This is a genomic window from Microbacterium sp. LWH11-1.2 (assembly GCF_038397745.1).
In the GTDB taxonomy this organism is placed as follows: domain Bacteria; phylum Actinomycetota; class Actinomycetes; order Actinomycetales; family Microbacteriaceae; genus Microbacterium.
Window position 1 is genome coordinate 3,630,676 of sequence record NZ_CP151636.1, and the last position, 19,289, is coordinate 3,649,964.

Genomic DNA, 19,289 nt, shown 5'->3' on the forward strand with positions numbered 1-19,289 from the left:
GTCAGAGATCGGCGTGCAGCCCCCACACGCGCTCTGCCGAGCCGGCCCACGAGAACGCCCGCGACCTGTCGGCGGCGAGGACCCGCAGGCGGGCCGCTCCCTCGCGGGAGGCCGCAGCGAGTGCGTCTGCGACGCCGTCCGCCGGCACCAGCAGCCCTCCGTCGGCGATCACGTCGTGGTGCGAGCCGCTGTCGACCGCGACGACGGGGATGCCGAGTGTCATCGCCTCCACCGCACGCCACGGCCAGCCCGCGACCGGACTCGTGGCGGCGAATGCCGCCGCGCCCGCGAGGACGGCGGCTCGGTCTTCCGGCGACAGCACGCCGCGCACGTGGGCGCGCCGTTCGGGGAGCCCCGCGGCCGATGCCCGTTCGGCGAGTCGCGGTTCCGCCCCCTCGGGCGCGTCGAGAACCACCGCGTCGAGCCCCGCAGCGACGGCACCGCGGAATCCCGCCTCGAGTGATGCCGGTGTGCCGGTGAGCACCACGTACTCCCCCGGCATCGACAGCGCGGCGCGACGCGTCTCGGCGTCACGCGGCGTCACGAACCCCCGCGGCGCGGCGCCGGCGATCACCCGTACGCGACCGCGGAGCTTCGCCACCTCGGACAGGCGCTCCGCCACGGCGTGCGAGGGCACCACCACGGCGTCCGCATGCTTCACCGCGCGCTTCAGCATGGCGCGCTGCCAGGCCACCGCGCTCTTCGAGAGAAGCTCGGGAGCATCCCAGGCCTGCAGGTCCCAGACGGTCACCGTGGTCTGATCGTTGTCGTGCACGCGGTCGTGGCGCACGAGCGGTGCCATGAGGCTCGGAGAATGGATCAGGCCTCCGCCGACGCCGGGCGCGATGCCCAGCTGCCAGGCGGCGGCCAGCTCACGCCGCGCGAGGTTGAGCGTGCGCACGTCGGAGACACCGGTGACGGTGACCTCGGCACCGGCGGGAACGATGGCATCGACCGTGCACCCGGTGGGGGCCGTCGCCACGAGACCGATCGCCAGATCCACCGCGGCCGCGGCCTGATCCGCATCGACGACGTGCACGAGCTGATCCAGAACAACACGCAGCCGAGCACCCATGCGCTCAGGCTATCCTCGCGGCACCGCTCTCCCGTGGATCCCACCCCCGTGCCGTGCGAATATCGGGCTTCCCGAGGCATCCGTCCCCCGGTCCGGCAGCGGTTCGTGCTTGAATGCTCACGTGAGCGACGGTCGACTTCCCCGGCGGCGCCGATGGATCGGTTGGACCGTCGGCATCGTCCTGACGCTTCTCGTGCTCGCGATCGGATGGGTCGCCGTCCGCGGCATCGGCGCGGTGAGCGACCTGCAGCTGGTCGCCAAGGGGGCGTCGCAGCTCAAGGCGGCGATCGCCGAGGGCGACCTCGAGGGGGCGGAGCCCATCGCCGGGAGCATCGCGGGCAACGCCGAATCGGCGCGCGATCTCACCTCCGATCCGGTCTGGCAGGCCTTCGGCTACATCCCCTGGCTCGGACCGAACTTCCGCGCCGTGAGCGACGTCGCCGAGATCGCCGACGATGTGTCGGCGGATGCCCTCGCGCCGCTCCTCGACGTCGCCGCCGGCTTCGATCTGGGGAACCTCGGCTTCGCGGACGGCGCGATCGACCTCGAGCCCTTCGCCGAGATCGAGAAGCCGCTCGGCACGGCGAGTGCCGCGCTCACCTCCGCGGAGCAGCGCGCCCAGCAGATCGACGCGGATGCGACCCTCCCCCCGCTCGCCGACGCCGTGCGCGAGCTCCGTGCGTCCGTCACCGAGGCTGCGACCGTGGTCGGGTCGCTCCACGGCGCCGCGGTTCTCCTGCCGACCATGCTCGGAGGCGACGAGCCGCGCGACTACGTGCTGGCCATGCAGAACAACGCCGAGCTGCGGTCGTCGGGCGGGATCATCGGATCGATCGCCCTGCTGCATGCGGAGGGCGGCCGGATCACGCTGGGAACCCAGGCGTCCACCAGAGACTTCCCGGGGCTGGACGTCCCGCTGCCGCTCAGCGAGTCGACCGTCGCGCTGTTCGAGGACCGGCCGGGTCGGTACCTGCAGAACATCACCAGCATCCCCGACTTCGCCGAGGCGGGGGCGACGATCGCCACACGGTGGCAGGGACGCTTCGGCGGCGAGATCGACGGTGTGATCGCCGTCGACGCCGTCGTGGCCGAGCACCTCATGGAGGCCACCGGAGACCTCAGCTTCGGTCCGTTCACGGCGACTTCCGAGACCGTCATCAGCATCCTGCTCTCCGAGATCTATGCCGCCATCCCGGACCCCGCGGCCCAAGACGACGTCTTCGCCCAGGCCGCGAGCGGCCTCTTCGGCGCTGCGCTCTCCGGAGGCGACACGAAGGCCCTCATCGGCGCGCTGGCCGAGTCGGCGGGCGAGGGCCGCATCCGCATCTGGAGCGCCCATGAGGACGAGGAGTCCGTGCTCGCGGCTTCCGCCCTGGGCGGGACGATCCCGACGGACAGCGTCGATGCGACGTATGTGGGCGTGCTGATGAACGACACCACCGGCGCCAAGATGGACTACTACACGCGGGCGTCGGTCGCCACCGCGATCGGCACGTGCCGGGGCGAGCCGACGACGCAGGTCCGCGTCACGTGGACCAATGAGGCACCCGCGGATGCCGCGACGTCGCTGCCGCCGTATGTCACGGGCGCCGGGTACTACGGCGTCCCCGCCGGGTCCGTGCGGACGCTCATCGCCGTCTACGGACCGGAGGGGGCCACGGCCTCGCACATCGACCGCGACGGCTCCGAGGAGGGTGTGCAGACGGCGATGCTCGGAGACCGCTCCGTCGTGCAGCACGAGGTGCTGCTCGCACCGGGCGAGTCGACCACGATCACCGTGGAATTCCAGGGCGATGGTGCCGGCGAACGCCTCACCGAGGCGCTCGTCACCCCGCTGATCGAGGCTCCGGAGATCTCGCGCGAAGAACTCCGCTGCGGTTCGTGACTTTCGCCTCCGAATAGGCTACTGTCGACTCACTGGGGAATATCTGGGCTCTGTCTTCCTGCCGTGGGGGCAGGATGAGTCCACGCAGTCGAGCGCAGGGGTGTGCTCGGGTGCGATTCCGCGTGAAATTCTGGGGAGAAATCATGCTGAAGAAACTGGCTGCCATCAGCCTGACCGCTGGCGCGCTGGTATTCATCGCGCCCTCCGTCGCAACCGCTGCGCCTTCCGGCCCGGCTGTGACGACCGACTCCTACGCGGAGACCCCTGGCGTGAAGGTCGATGATCCGATCATCGACATCTGCGAGGTCTCGACCATCGTCTTCGGCCCCGGCTACTTCCTGCCGTCCGAGAACGTGAACGTGTCGGTGTCGGGTCTGAACGCCGCGAACGCGGCCGTCTCGGGCAACACCGCCGCTGCTGACGGAAGCATGACGGTGACGTTCCGCCCGCCGTCCGACGGAGAGGGCTCCTACGCCATCGCCTTCGGCGGCTCGCGCTCGTACACCGCGACCATCACGGTCTCGCACGGACACGACGCCGCTGTGAGCTGCGACCACGATCCGTCTGTCGCGCCCGCAGGGTCGGAGCTGCCGCTCACCGGCGACGGATTCGAGCTCGCGCTCACCGGCGGAAGCGTATCGCCGTGGATCCTCGGCGGCGGAGCCGTCGCTCTCGTCGCCGGTGGGGCCCTGGTCGCCGCCGGTGCGGCTCGCCGCAAGCGCGCCTGAGTCTGGCTGCCGCCTCGTGCGGTGGTCGGCTGGACGACGGTGATCCCTCCCCCTCCGATCACCGTCGTCTGGCGATCCCGGTGGCCGCACCGGAAGCCCACGGCCTGCTCCTCCGGGAGACGGTCGTGGGCTGCGGCGTGCCCGCGGACGGCGTACCGCCGCTGATCGCGGACGATCGCATCTCTCCCGGCTGAAGTCGGCGGTCCACAGACCACCAGCTCACGGATCAGCGGCTCGCGGACCTCCGGGTCACGGCTCCGGCGTCGGCGTCTCGGTCGGAGGATGCAGGGTCTGCCGGATCATCTCCTGGATGTACCCGTAGTCCGGCTCGAACTCGTCGACTCCGAAGTCCGGGGTCAGCTCGATCGACGTGACGGGCAGCTCCTTGGCCTTGAGCATCAGATCGAAGAACTCGGGCAGCTTGTCCTGCGGCAGGTCCGTGCTGATGAGCGCCGTCCCCGCCGCCGCCACCTCGTTGAAGCGGGTGAGGACCGTCTGCGGAGTGAACTGGGCGAGGATCGCCTCCTGCAGCTCGCGCTGCCGCTTCATCCGATCCCAGTCGCTGGTGGTGTACCGCGAACGTGCGTACCACTGCGCGGTGTCGCCGTTCATGAGCTGCTGGCCCGGTTCGATCCAGCCGATCGCCCACTCGTTCACATCCGTGCCTTCCCAGCCCTCCGGCGGGCCGCCCATCGGCAGGCGCTCGGTCACGTTGATGTCGACGCCGCCCAGCGCATCCACGAGCTCCGCGAATCCGTGCATGTCGACGAACACGTAGTACGGGATCTCGATTCCGAGGACGCCTTCCGCGGCATCCTTGGTCGCTTCGATGCCAGGGTCTGATCCCTGCGCCACGGCGTCCGGGTAGAGCGAGGCTCCCTGATCCTCACGGCAGATCTCCGCGGCGTTGCGCACGTGGTTCATCCAGCCGTTCCAGCCGCAGTCGTCGGAGCTGTAGCCCTCGAAGCCGTTCGGATAGAGCTCCTGCATCGGGCTGCCCTCGCTGAACGGAGCATTCGGGAGCTCACGCGGGATGCCGGTGATCGTCACGGCGCCCGTGTCGGCGTTGACCGACACGACCGAGATGCTGTCGAACCGCATCGAGTCGCGCCCGTCACCGCTGTCGGCACCCAGGAGCAGGATGTTGTAGTACCCGTCGCTCGGCGGGAGGCTCGGTCCGCTCTGCCCGAAGATCGTGGAGATGGTGCTGCGCGCGGACCCCACCACGGTCGCGGCGTATCCCGCGGCGCCGCCGACGAGTCCGAGCAGGATCAGCGCGACGATGGGGATCGCGAACCGCGAAGGACCCGAGACCTTCACGAGACGCACCAGACGCAGGGCGTCGAATGTCAGGACGATCCAGAGCACGACATAGGCGACGATCAGCACCTGCACGATCGTCAGCACGGCGGCGGAGAAGAATCCACCGCCGATGGTGAGCCAGAGCAGCACCGGGCGCGCGAACAGCGCCAGGCCGGCCGTGACGATCACCAGGAACCAGGCGATCAGCGTCGCGCGCAGCCCGAAGCGTCCGAGCCGACGATTGCCCGCGAGGATCTGCGCCGAACCGGGCACGAGGAGATTGAGCGCGACGAGCCACCAGCCGCGCTTCGTCATCTGCCCAGGGTCGGAGGAGTCCGGATGCCGCAGCGGCCGGTTCTCGATCAGCGGGCGCCCTGTCGCGCGCGGTGGCGCAAGGGTCACAGCGAGCCCTTCAGCCGTTCGCTCTTCTCCTCGACCTGCGCCTCGAGGTCGCGCGCGTACGCCTCCACCCGGTCGGCGAGGTCGGCGTCGGCGGTACCGAGGATCCGTGCGGCGAGGAGCCCGGCGTTGCGCGCGCCCCCGATCGAGACGGTCGCGACGGGGATGCCGGCCGGCATCTGCACGATCGAGAGCAGCGAGTCCATGCCGTCCAGATACGCGAGCGGCACCGGCACGCCCACGACCGGGAGCGCCGTCATCGAGGCGACCATACCCGGCAGATGGGCCGCTCCCCCGGCGCCGGCGATGATCACGCGGATGCCGCGGGAACGTGCCTCGCGCGCGTAGGACATCAGCTTGTCCGGCGTGCGGTGCGCCGAGACGACCTCGACCTCGTGCGGGATCCCGAAGTCCGTGAGCGCCTGCGAAGCGTCGCTCATGACACGCCAGTCGGAGTCGGATCCCATGATCACGCCGACCAGCGGCGCGGCGGAGGAGTGCAGTGGCTCGGTCACCAGATCAGGCTACGGTCTGCTGCTGTGAGAAGCCCTGAACGGCACACCTCTTGCCCGGTCTTGCGGGACGGTCAGTCGAAGTGCGCGGCTGCCGCCCTGGCGACGTACACCGCGTCGTCGAGGTCATCACCAGAGACGTTCACGTGCCCGACCTTGCGACCCGGACGCGGAGCCTTGCCGTAGGTGTGGATCTTCGCCGTGGGGTGCTCGGCCATCGCCGCGTCGAATCGCGCCTCGAGAGTGCCTTCGGTCGGACCGCCGAGGATGTTCACCATCACCGACCACGCCGCGCGCGGCGCCGTGCTCCCCAGCGGGAGATCGGCCACGGCGCGCAGGTGCTGCTCGAACTGCCCGGTCACCGCTCCGTCCTGACCCCAGTGTCCGCTGTTGTGCGGACGCATCGCCAGCTCGTTGACGAGGATGCGCTCGTCGTCGGTCTCGAAGAGCTCGACGGCGAGCATGCCCGTCACGCCGAGGCCCTCGGCGATCGTGCGTCCGATCTCCTCCGCGACCCGGGACAGCCGTTCGGTCGCCGCCGGCGCGGGCGCGATGACCTCGGCGCAGACGCCACCGCGCTGCACGGTCTCGACGACCGGGTAGGCGACGATCTGACCGGAGGGCCGACGCGCGACCTGCTGTGCGAGCTCTCGGACGAACGGCACGAGCTCCTCGACCAGCAGCGCATCGCCGTCGACGACCGCCTCGAACCAGTCCTGGGCTTCATCGGCGGCGCGGACGACCCGCACACCCTTGCCGTCGTATCCTCCGCGCGGCGTCTTCACGACACCCCGGCCGTCGTGGCCGTCGAGGAAGGCCTGGAGCTCATCCACGCTGCGCACGGCCGCCCACTCCGGCTGCGGGATGCCGAGCTCGGTCAGGCGCGCGCGCATCACCAGCTTGTCCTGGGCGAACTGGAGGGCGTCCGGACCCGGGTGCACCACGACGCCCTCGGCGACGAGTGCCCGCAGCACCTCCTGGGGAACATGCTCATGGTCGAAGGTGATCACGTCGATGTCGGCCGCGAACGCGCGCACGGCGTCGATGTCCCGGTAATCGCCCACGGCGGTCGTCGCGAGCCGGGCGGACATGCCGTCGCCCTCCGCGAGCACCCGCAGGTCGAGTCCGAGCTCGACCGCCGGAGCGATCATCATCCGGGCCAGCTGTCCTCCGCCGATCACGCCCACACGCAGCGTCATGTGCCGCCTCCATTCGTCTCGACCATTCTCGCGCACGCAGGCGACGATGTCCGACACGGGTGCCGCGGCGCGCGGGCGGCGCCGCGCACCGCGGGAGTCAGATGTCGTCGAGGTTGTCGGTGCTGCCCTGCGCGTCTCGATGCGCGAGGATCTGGCCCACCTCGATCTGGTCGGCGAGCGTCTCGTGGACGAGCGTGACGTTGGGCACATTGGCCAGGCGCAGGGGTTCGTCGACACCGTTCGAGAGGGTGATCGTGCCCGTTCCCCACAGGCGCTGCAGCGGCCCGCGACGCACGGCGATCGTGTAGCCCCTCGCGTGCGACATCTCGCGCCGACGACGCGCCCCGATGCCCTGATGCGCGATGACCCTCCGGGTGGTCACGGTCGTGCTCTGCGAGTACCAGACGATGAACGGCACCACGACGACGAGCAGGACGACGAGACCGGCCGCCGACAGCAGCATCCAGTTCTCGAGCCCCGCGGGCAGATTGTCGTAGAAGTAGGCCGTCGCCCCGAAGACGCCGATCAGGACCAGCGCCGACCAGAACAGTCGACGGGCGTGGCTCCGCAGCCGCGCGATGAGCAGCTCTTCGGTCGGCACGCCGGGCGGCGGCATCACCGGCCGGCCTCCGAGCGTCACGGGCTGAGTCACCCCACCATTGTGCCCGTGATCTGCGACAAAGCGGACTGCGCGGCGGCGTGTCAGATCAGGCGGGCCGCACGTGCACGACATCGCCCGCCGAGACGGCGTGCGCGGAACCGTCCGCCGACACCAGGAGACGGCCCTGAGGGTCGAGCGCCGTGGCGCGGCCCTCGAGCAGGACACCGCCGGGCAGCGAGACGCGGACGACGAGACCCAGGGTCGCGCATCGGGCCGTGACGGCAGCGTGCAACCCGCTCGCGACCGCGTCATCGGCCGCGGCGAGCGCGGCGAGGGTGGAGGACAGCGCCCGCAGGTAGTCCGCCAGCAGCCGGTCCTCGTCGACCTCGACGCCGAGCACCGCGAACGAGGTCGCCGTCGGCACGGGGAGCTGCTCCGCAGTCATGGCCGTGTTGACACCGGAGCCGACGATGACGGCATCCGTCGTCGCCTCGGCGAGGATCCCGCAGATCTTGCGCCCGTCGACCAGGACGTCGTTCGGCCACTTCACCGCGACGTCTCGCCCCGGGAGCTGGGCGGCCACCGCCTCTGTCATCGCCAGGCCTGCGGCGAGGGGGATCCAGCCGCGTGCGGCGGGGTCGTCCGGCAGGGTGCGCAGCAGCACGGAGATCGCGAGCGCTGCGCCGTCGGGAGCCACCCACGTGCGGTCGAGACGCCCGCGCCCCGCGGTCTGGTTCCTCGTGATCAGGGCGGAGAGGTGCGGCCAGCCCTCGACATCGTCGGCCCGCTCGCGGAGATCGGCGTTCGTCGAGCCCGTGCGCGGGAGGACCTCCAGGCGCGCCGCGACACCATGGGAGCGCGGGAGGTCACCGCTCATGCGTCTTCCTCGTCGGCCTCTTCGTCATCGTCGTCCTCGTCCTCGCGGATCGCGCCGATGTCGTTCGCGTGCCACTGCTCCCATTCGCGCATGAGCCGCTCGACGGCTGCGTGGAACTTCTCGGTGGCGACGCCCGGAGTCGTGTCGCCGAAATAGTGCTGCACCCACATCCGGAGCCGGGCGACGGCCGCCTCATCCGCACGGACGCGCTCGACCTCGGAGACGATGCGAGACGCGTCGTCGACCGTCAGCCACTCGCAGTCCGCGAGGTAGCCGGTGGAGTCGATCGAGGCGCGCTCGTCTGCGGGACGCGTGATCATGAGGGGCTTGCCAGCGGCGAGACGGTCGTAGACCATCGCCGAGATGTCGACGACGGCGACATCGGCGGCCGAGAGCTGCCAGCCGAGTTCCGGCCCGTCGTCGTAGACGTGCTGCGCGCTGCGGTCCGCGGCATTGGCCGCGTTGATCGCCGCGATGATCCTGCGGTGGGCGGCCCCGTACGCCTCATCCACGACCCCGCTGCGGGGATGCGGTCGGTAGATGACCCGATGCCGGCCGGTCGCCAGGAGCTGTTTCACGAGCGTCTCGCCGTGCGTCGCGATCGAACCGTAGTGAGCGCTGGGACGGTCCCCCTCCCAGGTCGGTGCGTACAGCACCACGGTGCGCTCATCCGGCGTGTAGGGCAGCGTCCCCGAATAGTGATCCGCCTGCGGTCGACCGATGTCGATCGTTCGACGGTCGACGTCGTAGTCCCACAGCGTGCGCGAGAGACGATCCCGCGCCGCCTGACCCGCGACGAAGGCGTAGTCGTAGGCCTTGTACTGATTCGTGGTCATGTACATCTTGTCGGACTCGCCGTGGTTGATGAACACGTGCCAGCGGCGTCCGTAGCGGAACATCTGAAAATTGCGGGTGTTCTGATTGACGTACAGCACGACCCGGATGTCCTGGTGGGCGATGAACCGCTCGAGGTCGCGGACCTTCGGCACGAAGGCGACCGGCGGTCCGTCCTCGTCGAGCAGCTTCTCGGCGCCCGTCGCCGACCGGGAGAGCACGACGACCGGCCACCGCTTCGCGAGCTCCGCGAGCGGACGATACCACTGGCGCATCTGGTACATGTTCACCGCGCCGTCGGCGAAGTACACCGCGACCTGGAAGTGATCGAGCGGATGCGGTTCGCGCTCGGCGAGGCGCCGCCGCACCCGCTGCACGGCGCTGCGGGACGCGAGCGCGCGCGTGAGGAGACGGTACGCCTTCTTGGCGTCAGACAATGCACCCATCCCTCCAGAATAGTTCGTTCCGCGCTCTCGCCCCGCGGACGGATCAGGGAACGCCCGATGTCGTCGTGCCATGATCGTCATGTGCCAGCCAACGAATCCGTCACGCCCGACGCCGGGGTGTCCTTCGTGATGCCGGTGCTCAACGAGCGGGCGTACCTCGAGCACGCCGTCGCCTCCGTGCTCGCCCAGGACGTCGACGGACCCGCCGAGCTCGTCCTCGCGCTCGGCCCCTCGACCGACGGGACCACTGAGCTGGCCGAGCGGCTGGCTGCGGCCGACGACCGCATCCGGCTGGTCCGGAACCCGGCCGCGCACATCCCGGTGGGGTTGAACGCCGCGATCGGCGCGAGCCGGTACGCGACGATCGTCCGCGTGGATGCTCACTCCGAGCTGTCTCCCGGCTACGCGGCCCGCGCCCTGGAGACGCTCGAGCGCACACAGTCGGCCAACGTCGGCGGCGTCATGCACGCCGAGGGCCGCACGCCCTTCCAGAAGGCGGTCGCGCGCCTCTACAACTCCCCCGTCGGTCTCGGCGGCGGCGCGTACCACGGCCGCACGCACGAGGGCGAGGCCGAATCGGCGTACCTCGGCGTCATGCGCCGCGAGGTGCTCGACGAGGTGGGACTGTTCGACGAGACGATCCGCCGTGGCGAGGACTGGGAGCTCAACCTCCGCATCCGCCAGGCCGGACACCGCGTCTGGTTCGACCCGACCCTGTCCGTGACGTACTGGCCACGGGAGAGCTGGCTCCGCCTCGCGCGTCAGTTCCGCGCGACCGGCGCCTGGCGCGGCGAGCTCGTGCGCCGATTCGGCCGCCGCAACGGCATCCGCTACTTCGCTCCGCCCGCCCTCGTCCTCGTGGTCGCCCTCGCTGTCATCGTCGGTGCGCTGCAGCTCACCGGCGTGCTGACGGGCGTCGCGTCCCTGATCGCGGCGATCGTGGCCTACGTCCCGCTCGCGCTGTATCTGCTCCTCGTGCTCGCCGTCGCCCTGGCTCCGGGGGGAGGCGGGCTGCGTCAGAAGCTGTGGACCCTGCTCGTGCTGCCGACGATGCACCTGTCCTGGGGCATCGGGTTCCTCGGGGGCGTGCTGCGTGGTGCGCGCGACACGGTCGACGCATCGCGTCTCGGCACGCAGAACACGCCGCTGCCGTGACGCCGGCCCTTCGGATCAGCGGCTGACGAACCCGAGGTCGAGGATCCGGTCCACCACGCGCTCGGCTGCGTGCCCGTCGTCCCGCCTGTTGAACTGCGCGCGCCACGCGGCGTACCTGCTCGCGTAGGCGGATTCCTGGCCGGGGTCGCCCAGCGCCGCGGCGAGCTCGTCCTGCGTGCGCACGAGGGGGCCGGGCGCGCGCTCGGCGAGGTCGAAGTAGAAGCCGCGCAGCTGCCCGCGGTAGTGATCCATGTCGGGAACGAGAAAGTACATCGGCTTGCCGGTGACGCTGAAGTCGAACATCACCGAGGAGTAGTCGGTGATGAGCGCGTCGGCGGCGAGGAGCAGCTGAGCCGTCTCGGGATAGCCGGTCACGTCGATGACCCTGGCGCCGGAACGGTCGCGCCCCTGCTGCAGCGTGCGGGTGTGTCCGCGGACGAGCACCACGGCGTCGGCCTGCCGGGCGAGCAGCTCCGGGTCGATGAAGTCGACCATCTCGCTGCGATCGTCACGCCAGGTCGGTGCGTACAGGAGCACACGCTCCCCCTCGCCGATCCCCAGAGCCGCACGGACCGCGGCCGGATCCCCGGTGGTGAGCGCGTCGTTGCGCGGGTAGCCCTCGACCCAGATCGGCCTTCCGAAGAACGCATATGCCTTGCGGAGAATGCGCTCGGAGTAGGTGTTCTGCGCGAGCAGCACATCCCATCGTCGCGATTCCTTCACGACCGCCGCCATGCGACGAGGGTCGAACCCGGGACGATGCAGGGCGAGTCGCTTGAGCGGTGTGCCGTGCCAGGTCTGCAGCACCTTCTGCCCCGGCTTGCGCTCGAACCGGCGGCGCAGCCAGTCGTTCACCACCAGCAGTCGGGCGGCACCGCGGGCATGCCACCACTCCGGACTGCCTTCGACGACGGCGATCGCCCCCTCCGGCACCGCGACCGAGAGGTCGACCACGCTCCAGTAGCGCCGCAGATCCGGCACTCGGGACGCGAGCTCCCGATCGATCGCCTGCGGGTTGCAGCCGACGCTGCGGCCGTAGAAGCTCTCGAAGAACACGGCGTTCTCGGTGCCGCCGGTCTGGGCCACGTAGCGTCCCTCCAGCGTCGACTGCCCCTCGACCGTCTCGTAGACGGGATCGATCGGTGCGGCGATGCGCACAGCGCCGCCGTCGACAGCGACGCGGACACCGGTCATCACGGTCGGCGCGATCCGCAGGTCGTCGAGATCCGTGTCGGCGATGCGCAGCTCGTATTCGCCGGACGGCAGCGGCAGAGCCGGCCCGCCCCAGCGCGAAGCCTGCAGCGGGAACACGGCCTTCCAGGTCTTGCCCCCGCCGGTGATGCGCGCATCGACACGTGCCCGCGGTCCGGAGAGCTGCGCTGTCGCCGGTCGCTGACCGGTCCCTGCGATGATCAGCGCTTCGGCCGCTTCATCGATCCGGGCCGTTGTCATGCTGCTCCCTTCGGTGCGGGGATCCCCCGCGCGCGGATTGCCTGGTACACCCGATCGGTATTGCGCCCGTCTCGGAATGCATGCATCTCCGCGCTGAGCGTAGCGGAACGCGCCGACGCCTCGTCATAGGCGGCGTCGTCGGCGAGAAGGCGCCGGAGCTGCCCGAGGAGTGCGTCCCAGTCGGCCGCGGGGTCTGCGCCCGCGACGTCCTCGTATCGGCCGTAGAAACCCCGTGTGCGCGCGTACTCGGTCGCGTCCGGGGCCAGATACAGCACCGGTGTCGTGAGCAGCCCCACGTCGTACGCGAGCGAGGAGTAGTCGGTGATCAGCACGTCGACCGCGGCGAGCGCGGGCGTGACGTCGGCGAGCACCGACGAGCCCAGCATCCGCACCCTCCTGCTGGGCAGCGGCGGGGCATAGCCCCCCTCGCCGAGAGGATGCGATCGCACGAGCAGGATCGCGTCCTCCTCTTCGAGCACACGGATGATCCGCACCCACTCCGCCGCGGAGGGCACCGCGGGGTCCGCCGCACCGTCGCGCCAGGTCGGAGCGTAGAGGATCACGCGCGCGGCCTCGGGCAGAGGACCGACGGCGCGATCCAGCAGAGCGGAGGCCGCCGCCCGGCGCTCGTCGACCGATCCGGCGGAGAGCACGTCGACGCGCGGCTCACCCGTCACGACGACCCGGTCGTCGCCCAGTCCGAACGCGGATTCCAGACGACCGCGAGAGCGATGCGAGGCGGCGGGCAGCACTCGGATGCGCTGGGCGGCTCCGCGGTACAGCAACCCGACGACCCGGCGCAGCAGCGGCGCGCCCGGCACGTTCGGGACCTGCGTCGTGGCCGGCGAGTCGAGGCCGATGCGCTTCAGCGGGATGCCGTGCCAGAGCTGCACGACGAAGGCCCCGCCGTTCGCGTAGCGGTTGACGTCGCCGAGGCCGTGCGTGACGACGAGCACGCCAGCCCTGGCCGTCGCCCACCAGCCCCGCAGACCGCTCTTGCGCACGGTGCGGAGGCCGAGCGCGGCGGCATCCCGATCCTCGCGATCCGATGACGTGAGCCACAGCGTGTCGTGTCCCGCATCCGACGCGTGCCGCTGCAGAGCCAGCGCGCCGTCGCCGATCCCGGCGCCGCAGCCGAACACCCAGCGTCGACCGCGCGGGACGAGGAACGTACCCATGCGTCCTGCGGCATAGAGCGGGATCCGGAGCAGCTTGGCCGCATTGCCGGTGCCGAAGGAGAAGGACGCCACCCCGCGAGCCTATCGCGGGGTGGCGTCCTTCTCGGCGAACTCCGGATCAGCCGGCGAGCTCGCCGAGTGTCACCTCGAGCTCGTACTCCTTGCCGCCGCGGACGTAGGTCACCTTGGCATCGCTGCCCGCGGCCGCCGCACGCACCTGCGCCGTGAGATCGCTGGCGCTGCTGATCGGGACCCCGTTGAACGCCGTGACGACGTCTTCGGCCTTGAGCCCTGCCGCGGCCGCCGCTCCACCGTCGGTGACCTCGGCGATGTACGCTCCCGCGACGTTCGCGCCCTCGACGCTCGCCGCGTCGCGGACCGAGGCGCCGAGCAGGCCGTGCGTGGCGGCGCCGTCGGCGATGATCTCCTCGGAGACGCGCTGCGCGATGTTCGCGGGGATCGCGAAGCCGATGCCGATCGATCCGGACTCCTCGGATCCGCCCGAGCTCGCGATCGCCACGTTGATGCCGATCAGCTCGCCCTTGCTGTTCACGAGAGCGCCGCCGGAGTTTCCGTGGTTGATCGCGGCATCCGTCTGGATCACGGCGATCGAGATCGACTCGGTCGGCTGCTGTCCGGTGTTGCCCGGCAGATCGAACTGGAACGGACCCTGTCCTTCGCCCTCTTCCGGCGCCTGCTCCTCCGGGGCGTCCTCGGACGACGAGTCGGGCAGCGCGGACGACGCGATCTGGATGCTGCGGTTGAGCGCGCTCACGATACCCGTGGTGACGGAGTTCGCGAGACCGAGCGGAGCGCCGAGCGCGACGGCGGTGTCACCGACGTTGAGCTTCGACGAGTCGGCGAACTCGATGGGCGTGAGGCCCTTCGCGTCCGTCAGCTTGATCACGGCGAGGTCGTAGATCGGGTCGGTGCCGACGACGGTGGCGTCGAAGATGCGGCCGTCGGATGTCGTCACGCGGATGCTGGGGTCGGCCACGGCTCCGCCGAGGGTCACGACGTGCGTGTTCGTCAGGACGTAGCCGTCCTCGCTGATGATCACGCCCGAGCCGCTGCCGGCCTCCTGGGATCCCGCGACCTCGATCGTGACGACCGAGGGAAGAGCGGCGGTCGCGACCGCGGTGGTCTCGTTGACCGATCCGGGGTTGTTGACGGTGACGGTCTGCGGTCCGCCGGCGGTGCCGCCGGTCGGCTGGTCCTGCAGACCGCTCAGCAGCGCGCCGCCGCCGAAACCGGCGACGCCGCCGACGAGGGCCGCGGCCACGATGAACGCCGCGAACTTCGCGCCGCCCCGCGACTTGGGTTCCTTGGTCTTGACCCCGTCGGCCGGCGGTGCGCCGAACCCGAGCGGCGCGGTGCCGTCGAGCGGCTGCGTCGGCTGCGTGTGCGCGGTCGCGGTGGGGATGCCGAAGGCGGCTCCCGGAGCCGAGGCTGTCGCCTGCTGCGCCGTGTGCGGCGCGGCGAAGGGCTGCGGCGCTGCGGGGGCCGTCGGGGCGGAAGCCGGCGCGGCGGCGGCGGACGCGGCGACGGCGGGCGCCTGCGACGTGAAGGTCGACGGCACCTCGTGTCCCTGGGCCGACGCGGCCGTGGTCTCGGAGGCGGGCGCGGGCTGAGCGGCGGCCTCTGCTGCCTCGGTGGACGGCACGGCGTCGTGCGACGCGGGTGCCGACTGGTTCTGGGTCTCGTCTTCGTTCATGGTGTGCTCCTTCATCGACGCCCCTTCAGACTGCCGCCTGTATCTGTGCGTTTCGTATGGCGAAGATGAGTTTCAGCTATGGCCTTAGCCTGTTCTTCATGAGTGTCATTCCCGGCGCATGGCGGCGCACGGCGGCCGGTGCAGGTCTGCTCGCCGCAGACGGAACCGTCGCACCTACGATCTTCGCAGAGATGTCAGCGGCTGCGGCCAGAACGGGGGCGATCAATCTCGGCCAGGGCTTCCCCGATGAGGACGGGCCCGCCGAGGTGCTGGAGGCCGCGCGCGCCGCGATCTCCGCGGGCGCGAACCAGTATCCGCCCGGTCGCGGCATCCCGGACCTGCTCGCCGCGATCAGCGAGCACCAGCATCGCTTCTACGGCCTCGACGTCGACCCGGCGTCCGAGGTCATCGTCACCGCGGGTGCGACAGAGGCCCTCACAGCCAGTCTGCTCGCGCTGATCGACGGCCCCGACGACGAGGTCGTGGTCTTCGAGCCGTACTACGACTCCTACGCGGCGGCCGTGGCCCTCGCCGGCGCCCGCCTGCGCACCGTGCCGCTGCGCGCCCCCGACTTCCAGCCCGATCTCGATCTGCTGGCTGCCACGGTGACCGATCGCACCCGCATCATCCTCGTGAACGATCCGCACAACCCGACCGGAGCCGTGTTCGGCGCGGAGGTGCTCGCCGAGGTCGTCCGTCTCGCCCAGCAGCACGACGCGATCATCATCACGGACGAGGTCTACGAGCACCTCTCGTTCCACACGCCGCACACGCCGATCGCCACGCTGCCGGGCGCGGCCGAACGCACTCTCACGATCTCCTCCGCGGGGAAGACCTTCTCCGCCACCGGGTGGAAGATCGGCTGGGTGCACGGCCCGGCCGATCTGATCACGGCTGTGCTCACGGTCAAGCAGTACCTCACGTACGTCAACGGCTCGCCGTTCCAGCCGGCCATCGCCGTGGGCCTGCGTCTCGACGACGCCACCTTCACCCGGGCCGCCGCGACGCTCGCGCACAAGCACGAGATCCTCGGCGACGGCCTGCGTGCCGCCGGGTTCACCGTGCACGCGCCGCAGGGCGGCTACTTCACCGTCGCGGACGCCACCGCTCTCGGTGGAGCGGATGCCGCGGCGTTCTGCCGCGCGCTGCCCGAGCGCGCCGGTGTCGTCGCGATCCCCCTGACGGCGTTCGTGTCGGCGGACCGGCGCAGCGAGTACGGCGGGCTGGTGCGTTTCGCCGCCTGCAAGCGCGTCGAGGTCCTGGAGGAGGCCGCCGCGCGCCTCGCCGCCTCGGCGCTCTGAGGCGGTGCTGCTCCGCGTCAGCGGGGAACCACCGCGTACCGCCGCACCCGCAGGGACGGGTTGACGGCGCGGACGCGGTCTATCGCCGACCGCTCGAGAGCCGCGACCGCGATGCCCTCGGCGGTGCCGACGCCGGCGAGGACGACGCCCTGCGGATCGACGATCTGCGAGTGCCCGACGCCGATCGGCGTGGGGTGGTCGGCGGCGACCACGTAGACCGTGTTCTCGATCGCCCGCGCGGCCAGCAGGGTGGTCCAGTGGTGCTCCTTGAGCGGACCCCGCACCCATTCGGCCGGCACCACCAGCACGTCGGCGTCCGCATCGACGAGGGTGCGCGCCAGCTCGGGGAAGCGCAGGTCGTAGCAGGTCATCAGCCCGAAGCGCAGGCCACCGAGCACGAACGTGGCCGGCTCCCCCGGGTCACCCGGTTCGACCCAATCGGACTCCGTCTGCCCGAAGGCATCATAGAGGTGCTGCTTGCGGTAGACCGCGAGGATGCCGTCGCCGCGCACCGCCAGGACCGTGTTCCGCACCCGCTCGCCGTCCGCAGCACGCTCCGCGAGGCCCGCGACGATCACGACCGCGTAGTCGGCGGCCAGAGACGTGAGGGTCGCGACGAACTCGCCGTCCAGCCCCTCGGCGTTCGCGGCGAGCGTCGCATCCATCGGATCGACGAAGTAGCTCGAGTACTCGGGGAACACGATCAGCTTCGCACCGCGCGCCGCCGCATCCGCCGTCAGCGCAGCGATCCGCTCGCGGTTGTCGGAACGGGACGCCGTCGGCGCGAACTGGCACACGGCGACGGATACGGCTGCGGTCTCGGACATGACCTCATCCTCTCGCATCCGTGCGCACCCGGCCTCGATTCGCCGACCTCTCGAATCCGTGATAAGTTACTTCTTGTGCCGCGGGGTGGAGCAGTTCGGTAGCTCGCCGGGCTCATAACCCGGAGGTCGCAGGTTCAAATCCTGTCCCCGCAACGAGAATGCGACACACGAAAGGCCCCTGATCAGGAGAAATCCCGATCAGGGGCCTTTCGCTCACCCGCTGACGGAGGCCGTGGCGACCGCCGTCAGCCGCGTTCCGCACCGAAGCTGACCGAGCGTACTCCCATCGCCTCGGCCTCTTCCGTGGCGAGTCGACGTTCCGCGCCGAGATCGAGTCCGCGCGCGAGAAGCACGTAAGCGACAGCGGATGCTGCGAGCCCGACGAACAGCGCGATGTCGATGCCGCCCATCGCCGCGGCGATCGGACCCGTGAACCACGTCGTCACGACGAATGGGATCATCGCGGCGATGCCGATGACGTAGGCGGTGATGCCGCGCCATCCCCAGGAGCCGTAGATGCCGTTCGGACGGAACATCTCGGCGACCGCGTAGCGCCCGCGCCGCACGACGTAGTAGTCGACGAGGTTCACCGACGTCCACGGTACGAGCACGTAGAGCAGCACCACGAGGAAGCTCCCGAACGAGTCGAGGAACTCCCCCGTCGAGAACGCCGCTCCCAGCAGACCGCCGAGTCCGATGATGCTGCAGGCGACGATGCGGGCGAACCGCGTCGGTCGCACGGAGCGGAAGGAGTCGGCCACCGTGATCAGCTCGATGCTCGCGGCGTAGATGTTGATCGTGATGACCGTGATCAGGGCGGGCAGCGCCGACCAGAGCAGCACCGCACCCGCGCCGGGCACGATCGCGTCGGCCGCCGCGGTGATCGCCTGCACAGGGTCGGCATCCGCGAACAGGGAGGCGACGAACGCCCCGAGGATCATGAGCCACCCCGCGCCGACGATCACTCCGGAGGAGGTGTAGAACAGCGCCTTGCGCGGACTCGTCTGCGGCGGCAGGTACCGCGAGTAGTCGGACACGTACGGCGCCCAGCCCAGCGCGTAGGCCGCGGCGGCCGCGAACTGCACGAGGAACGCCGGACCGTCGAACGCCCCCAGCGAGAAGTCCGCCGCGGGGAGCGGGAGAGCGAAGAGCGCCACGACGCTGAACACGCCGAAGGTCGCGAGGAACAGCCAGGTGAGCCACTTCTGCACGCGGTGGATCCAGTGGTACCCCACGATCGCCAGCGTGAGCGCGAGCGCCGTGATGAGCACGTACCAGCCGGCGCCGGCGTCGACTCCGGTCGTCGCGGTGAGCACCTGCCCGGCGAGCAGCTGGTTGAAGATGTTGAATCCGACGATGCTGGCGACGACCACGAGGCACACGATGGCGACACCGCGGTAGCCGAACTGCGCCCGCGACTGGATCATCTGCGGCAGACCCAGCTGCGGTCCCTGCGCGGAGTGGAACGAGGTGAACACGGTGCCGACGCACACGCCGAGGATGATCGCGAGCAGCGACACCAGGAAGTTCGCGCCCATCGCGACCCCGACCATGCCCGTCGCGAGCGTGGTGAGGTTGGCGTTGGACATGAACCACAGCGGGAACAGGCTCGACGGCTCGCCGGTGCGCTCGGAGAGCGGCACCCAGTCGATGGACTTGACCTCGATCCCCGTCGCCCTCGGTGCTGCCACCTCGGTCTGCACGGCGGCGGGCTCCGGAATATCGCGCTGGGGCTCGTTCATGGTGCAACAGTAGGTCGCCGCCCGATCTCGTCCCATCCCCGGAATCCGATGGAGCCCATAGG

General features: G+C 70.5%; 16 protein-coding genes and 1 tRNA gene. 5 read left to right on the plus strand and 12 right to left on the minus strand.

All coding sequences use genetic code 11. The features are described 5' to 3' along the window. Position 1 precedes the first annotated feature (1 nt). Positions 2 to 1,075 carry a glycosyltransferase gene (locus tag MRBLWH11_RS17795; RefSeq protein ID WP_116636519.1) on the minus strand — a complete coding sequence of 358 codons (1,074 nt, stop codon included), beginning with the start codon at positions 1,073 to 1,075 and terminating at the stop codon, positions 2 to 4. 121 nt (positions 1,076 to 1,196) lie between these two features. On the opposite strand from MRBLWH11_RS17795, the gene MRBLWH11_RS17800 reads away from it, so the two are divergent. Together MRBLWH11_RS17800 and MRBLWH11_RS17805 are read left to right on the plus strand one after the other, a co-directional pair. Next, entirely contained in the window at positions 1,197 to 2,960 is a 1,764-nt protein-coding gene (locus MRBLWH11_RS17800) for a DUF4012 domain-containing protein (protein WP_341945780.1), read from the plus strand. A 143-nt stretch (positions 2,961 to 3,103) separates the two neighbouring features. Then, on the plus strand, positions 3,104 to 3,688 hold the full coding sequence (locus tag MRBLWH11_RS17805) for a hypothetical protein (RefSeq protein ID WP_116636521.1): 585 nt from the start codon (positions 3,104 to 3,106) through the stop codon (positions 3,686 to 3,688). Between the two features lie 249 nt (positions 3,689 to 3,937). Here MRBLWH11_RS17805 and MRBLWH11_RS17810 read toward each other — a convergent pair whose 3' ends face one another. The 6 genes from MRBLWH11_RS17810 to MRBLWH11_RS17835 form a co-directional block, all read right to left on the minus strand. Continuing rightward, positions 3,938 to 5,392 (minus strand): LCP family protein, encoded by a 1,455-nt coding sequence (locus tag MRBLWH11_RS17810; RefSeq protein ID WP_116636522.1) that lies wholly within the window; start codon positions 5,390 to 5,392, stop codon positions 3,938 to 3,940. Further along, positions 5,389 to 5,856: a 5-(carboxyamino)imidazole ribonucleotide mutase gene (gene purE / locus MRBLWH11_RS17815; protein ID WP_341947852.1), complete on the minus strand. Its 468-nt coding sequence runs from the start codon at positions 5,854 to 5,856 to the stop codon at positions 5,389 to 5,391. The genes MRBLWH11_RS17810 and purE overlap by 4 nt, the downstream gene beginning before the upstream one ends. A 119-nt stretch (positions 5,857 to 5,975) precedes the next feature. After that, the gene (locus MRBLWH11_RS17820; RefSeq protein ID WP_341945781.1) at positions 5,976 to 7,100 is read right to left on the minus strand and encodes a 5-(carboxyamino)imidazole ribonucleotide synthase; all 1,125 of its coding nucleotides are present in this window, start codon (positions 7,098 to 7,100) and stop codon (positions 5,976 to 5,978) included. A gap of 97 nt (positions 7,101 to 7,197) precedes the next feature. Next, positions 7,198 to 7,716 (minus strand): PH domain-containing protein, encoded by a 519-nt coding sequence (locus MRBLWH11_RS17825; RefSeq protein WP_116636524.1) that lies wholly within the window; start codon positions 7,714 to 7,716, stop codon positions 7,198 to 7,200. 91 nt (positions 7,717 to 7,807) lie between these two features. Then, complete coding sequence (locus MRBLWH11_RS17830) at positions 7,808 to 8,578, minus strand: biotin--[acetyl-CoA-carboxylase] ligase (protein WP_341945782.1); 771 nt, start codon at positions 8,576 to 8,578, stop codon at positions 7,808 to 7,810. Next, entirely contained in the window at positions 8,575 to 9,858 is a 1,284-nt protein-coding gene (locus tag MRBLWH11_RS17835; protein ID WP_341945783.1) for a CDP-glycerol glycerophosphotransferase family protein, read from the minus strand. Before MRBLWH11_RS17835 ends, MRBLWH11_RS17830 begins: the two co-directional genes overlap by 4 nt. Positions 9,859 to 9,915: 57 nt before the next feature. Here MRBLWH11_RS17835 and MRBLWH11_RS17840 point away from each other — a divergent pair, with 57 nt between their 5' ends. Beyond that, complete coding sequence (locus MRBLWH11_RS17840) at positions 9,916 to 11,013, plus strand: glycosyltransferase family 2 protein (protein ID WP_116636527.1); 1,098 nt, start codon at positions 9,916 to 9,918, stop codon at positions 11,011 to 11,013. A gap of 15 nt (positions 11,014 to 11,028) precedes the next feature. Here MRBLWH11_RS17840 and MRBLWH11_RS17845 read toward each other — a convergent pair whose 3' ends face one another. From MRBLWH11_RS17845 to MRBLWH11_RS17855, 3 genes are read right to left on the minus strand one after another with little or no spacing between them, the layout of a single operon-like run. Beyond that, a complete protein-coding gene (locus tag MRBLWH11_RS17845) occupies positions 11,029 to 12,465 on the minus strand; it encodes a CDP-glycerol glycerophosphotransferase family protein (protein ID WP_116636528.1) in 1,437 nt (478 codons plus the stop codon). After that, complete coding sequence (locus tag MRBLWH11_RS17850; RefSeq protein ID WP_341945784.1) at positions 12,462 to 13,715, minus strand: CDP-glycerol glycerophosphotransferase family protein; 1,254 nt, start codon at positions 13,713 to 13,715, stop codon at positions 12,462 to 12,464. Before MRBLWH11_RS17850 ends, MRBLWH11_RS17845 begins: the two co-directional genes overlap by 4 nt. Before the next feature lie 46 nt (positions 13,716 to 13,761). Next, positions 13,762 to 15,357 (minus strand): trypsin-like peptidase domain-containing protein, encoded by a 1,596-nt coding sequence (locus MRBLWH11_RS17855; protein WP_341945785.1) that lies wholly within the window; start codon positions 15,355 to 15,357, stop codon positions 13,762 to 13,764. 98 nt (positions 15,358 to 15,455) lie between these two features. Here MRBLWH11_RS17855 and MRBLWH11_RS17860 point away from each other — a divergent pair, with 98 nt between their 5' ends. Next, the gene (locus tag MRBLWH11_RS17860; RefSeq protein WP_341945786.1) at positions 15,456 to 16,658 is read left to right on the plus strand and encodes an aminotransferase class I/II-fold pyridoxal phosphate-dependent enzyme; all 1,203 of its coding nucleotides are present in this window, start codon (positions 15,456 to 15,458) and stop codon (positions 16,656 to 16,658) included. 17 nt (positions 16,659 to 16,675) lie between these two features. Here the strand turns inward: MRBLWH11_RS17860 and MRBLWH11_RS17865 are convergent, their stop codons facing one another. Further along, positions 16,676 to 17,485 carry a carbon-nitrogen hydrolase family protein gene (locus MRBLWH11_RS17865; protein ID WP_341945787.1) on the minus strand — a complete coding sequence of 270 codons (810 nt, stop codon included), beginning with the start codon at positions 17,483 to 17,485 and terminating at the stop codon, positions 16,676 to 16,678. Between the two features lie 79 nt (positions 17,486 to 17,564). Between MRBLWH11_RS17865 and MRBLWH11_RS17870 the strand changes: the two genes are divergently transcribed. Further along, positions 17,565 to 17,638: transfer RNA gene (locus MRBLWH11_RS17870), tRNA-Met, on the plus strand. A gap of 92 nt (positions 17,639 to 17,730) precedes the next feature. Here the strand turns inward: MRBLWH11_RS17870 and MRBLWH11_RS17875 are convergent. Then, positions 17,731 to 19,227: a cytosine permease gene (locus tag MRBLWH11_RS17875; protein ID WP_116636533.1), complete on the minus strand. Its 1,497-nt coding sequence runs from the start codon at positions 19,225 to 19,227 to the stop codon at positions 17,731 to 17,733. Between the last annotated feature and the right edge of the window lie 62 nt (positions 19,228 to 19,289).

Excerpts from the sequence above, each read along its gene's own strand:
- MRBLWH11_RS17795 (WP_116636519.1), bottom strand. The coding sequence starts at position 1,075 with ATGGGTGCTCGGCTGCGTGTTGTTCTGGATCAGCTCGTGCACGTCGTC.
- MRBLWH11_RS17805 (WP_116636521.1), top strand. The coding sequence starts at position 3,104 with ATGCTGAAGAAACTGGCTGCCATCAGCCTGACCGCTGGCGCGCTGGTA.
- purE (WP_341947852.1), bottom strand. The coding sequence starts at position 5,856 with ATGGGATCCGACTCCGACTGGCGTGTCATGAGCGACGCTTCGCAGGCG.
- MRBLWH11_RS17820 (WP_341945781.1), bottom strand. The coding sequence starts at position 7,100 with ATGACGCTGCGTGTGGGCGTGATCGGCGGAGGACAGCTGGCCCGGATG.
- MRBLWH11_RS17825 (WP_116636524.1), bottom strand. The coding sequence starts at position 7,716 with ATGCCGCCGCCCGGCGTGCCGACCGAAGAGCTGCTCATCGCGCGGCTG.
- MRBLWH11_RS17830 (WP_341945782.1), bottom strand. The coding sequence starts at position 8,578 with ATGAGCGGTGACCTCCCGCGCTCCCATGGTGTCGCGGCGCGCCTGGAG.
- MRBLWH11_RS17835 (WP_341945783.1), bottom strand. The coding sequence starts at position 9,858 with ATGGGTGCATTGTCTGACGCCAAGAAGGCGTACCGTCTCCTCACGCGC.
- MRBLWH11_RS17840 (WP_116636527.1), top strand. The coding sequence starts at position 9,916 with ATGTCGTCGTGCCATGATCGTCATGTGCCAGCCAACGAATCCGTCACG.
- MRBLWH11_RS17845 (WP_116636528.1), bottom strand. The coding sequence starts at position 12,465 with ATGACAACGGCCCGGATCGATGAAGCGGCCGAAGCGCTGATCATCGCA.
- MRBLWH11_RS17855 (WP_341945785.1), bottom strand. The coding sequence starts at position 15,357 with ATGAACGAAGACGAGACCCAGAACCAGTCGGCACCCGCGTCGCACGAC.
- MRBLWH11_RS17860 (WP_341945786.1), top strand. The coding sequence starts at position 15,456 with ATGAGTGTCATTCCCGGCGCATGGCGGCGCACGGCGGCCGGTGCAGGT.
- MRBLWH11_RS17865 (WP_341945787.1), bottom strand. The coding sequence starts at position 17,485 with ATGTCCGAGACCGCAGCCGTATCCGTCGCCGTGTGCCAGTTCGCGCCG.
- MRBLWH11_RS17875 (WP_116636533.1), bottom strand. The coding sequence starts at position 19,227 with ATGAACGAGCCCCAGCGCGATATTCCGGAGCCCGCCGCCGTGCAGACC.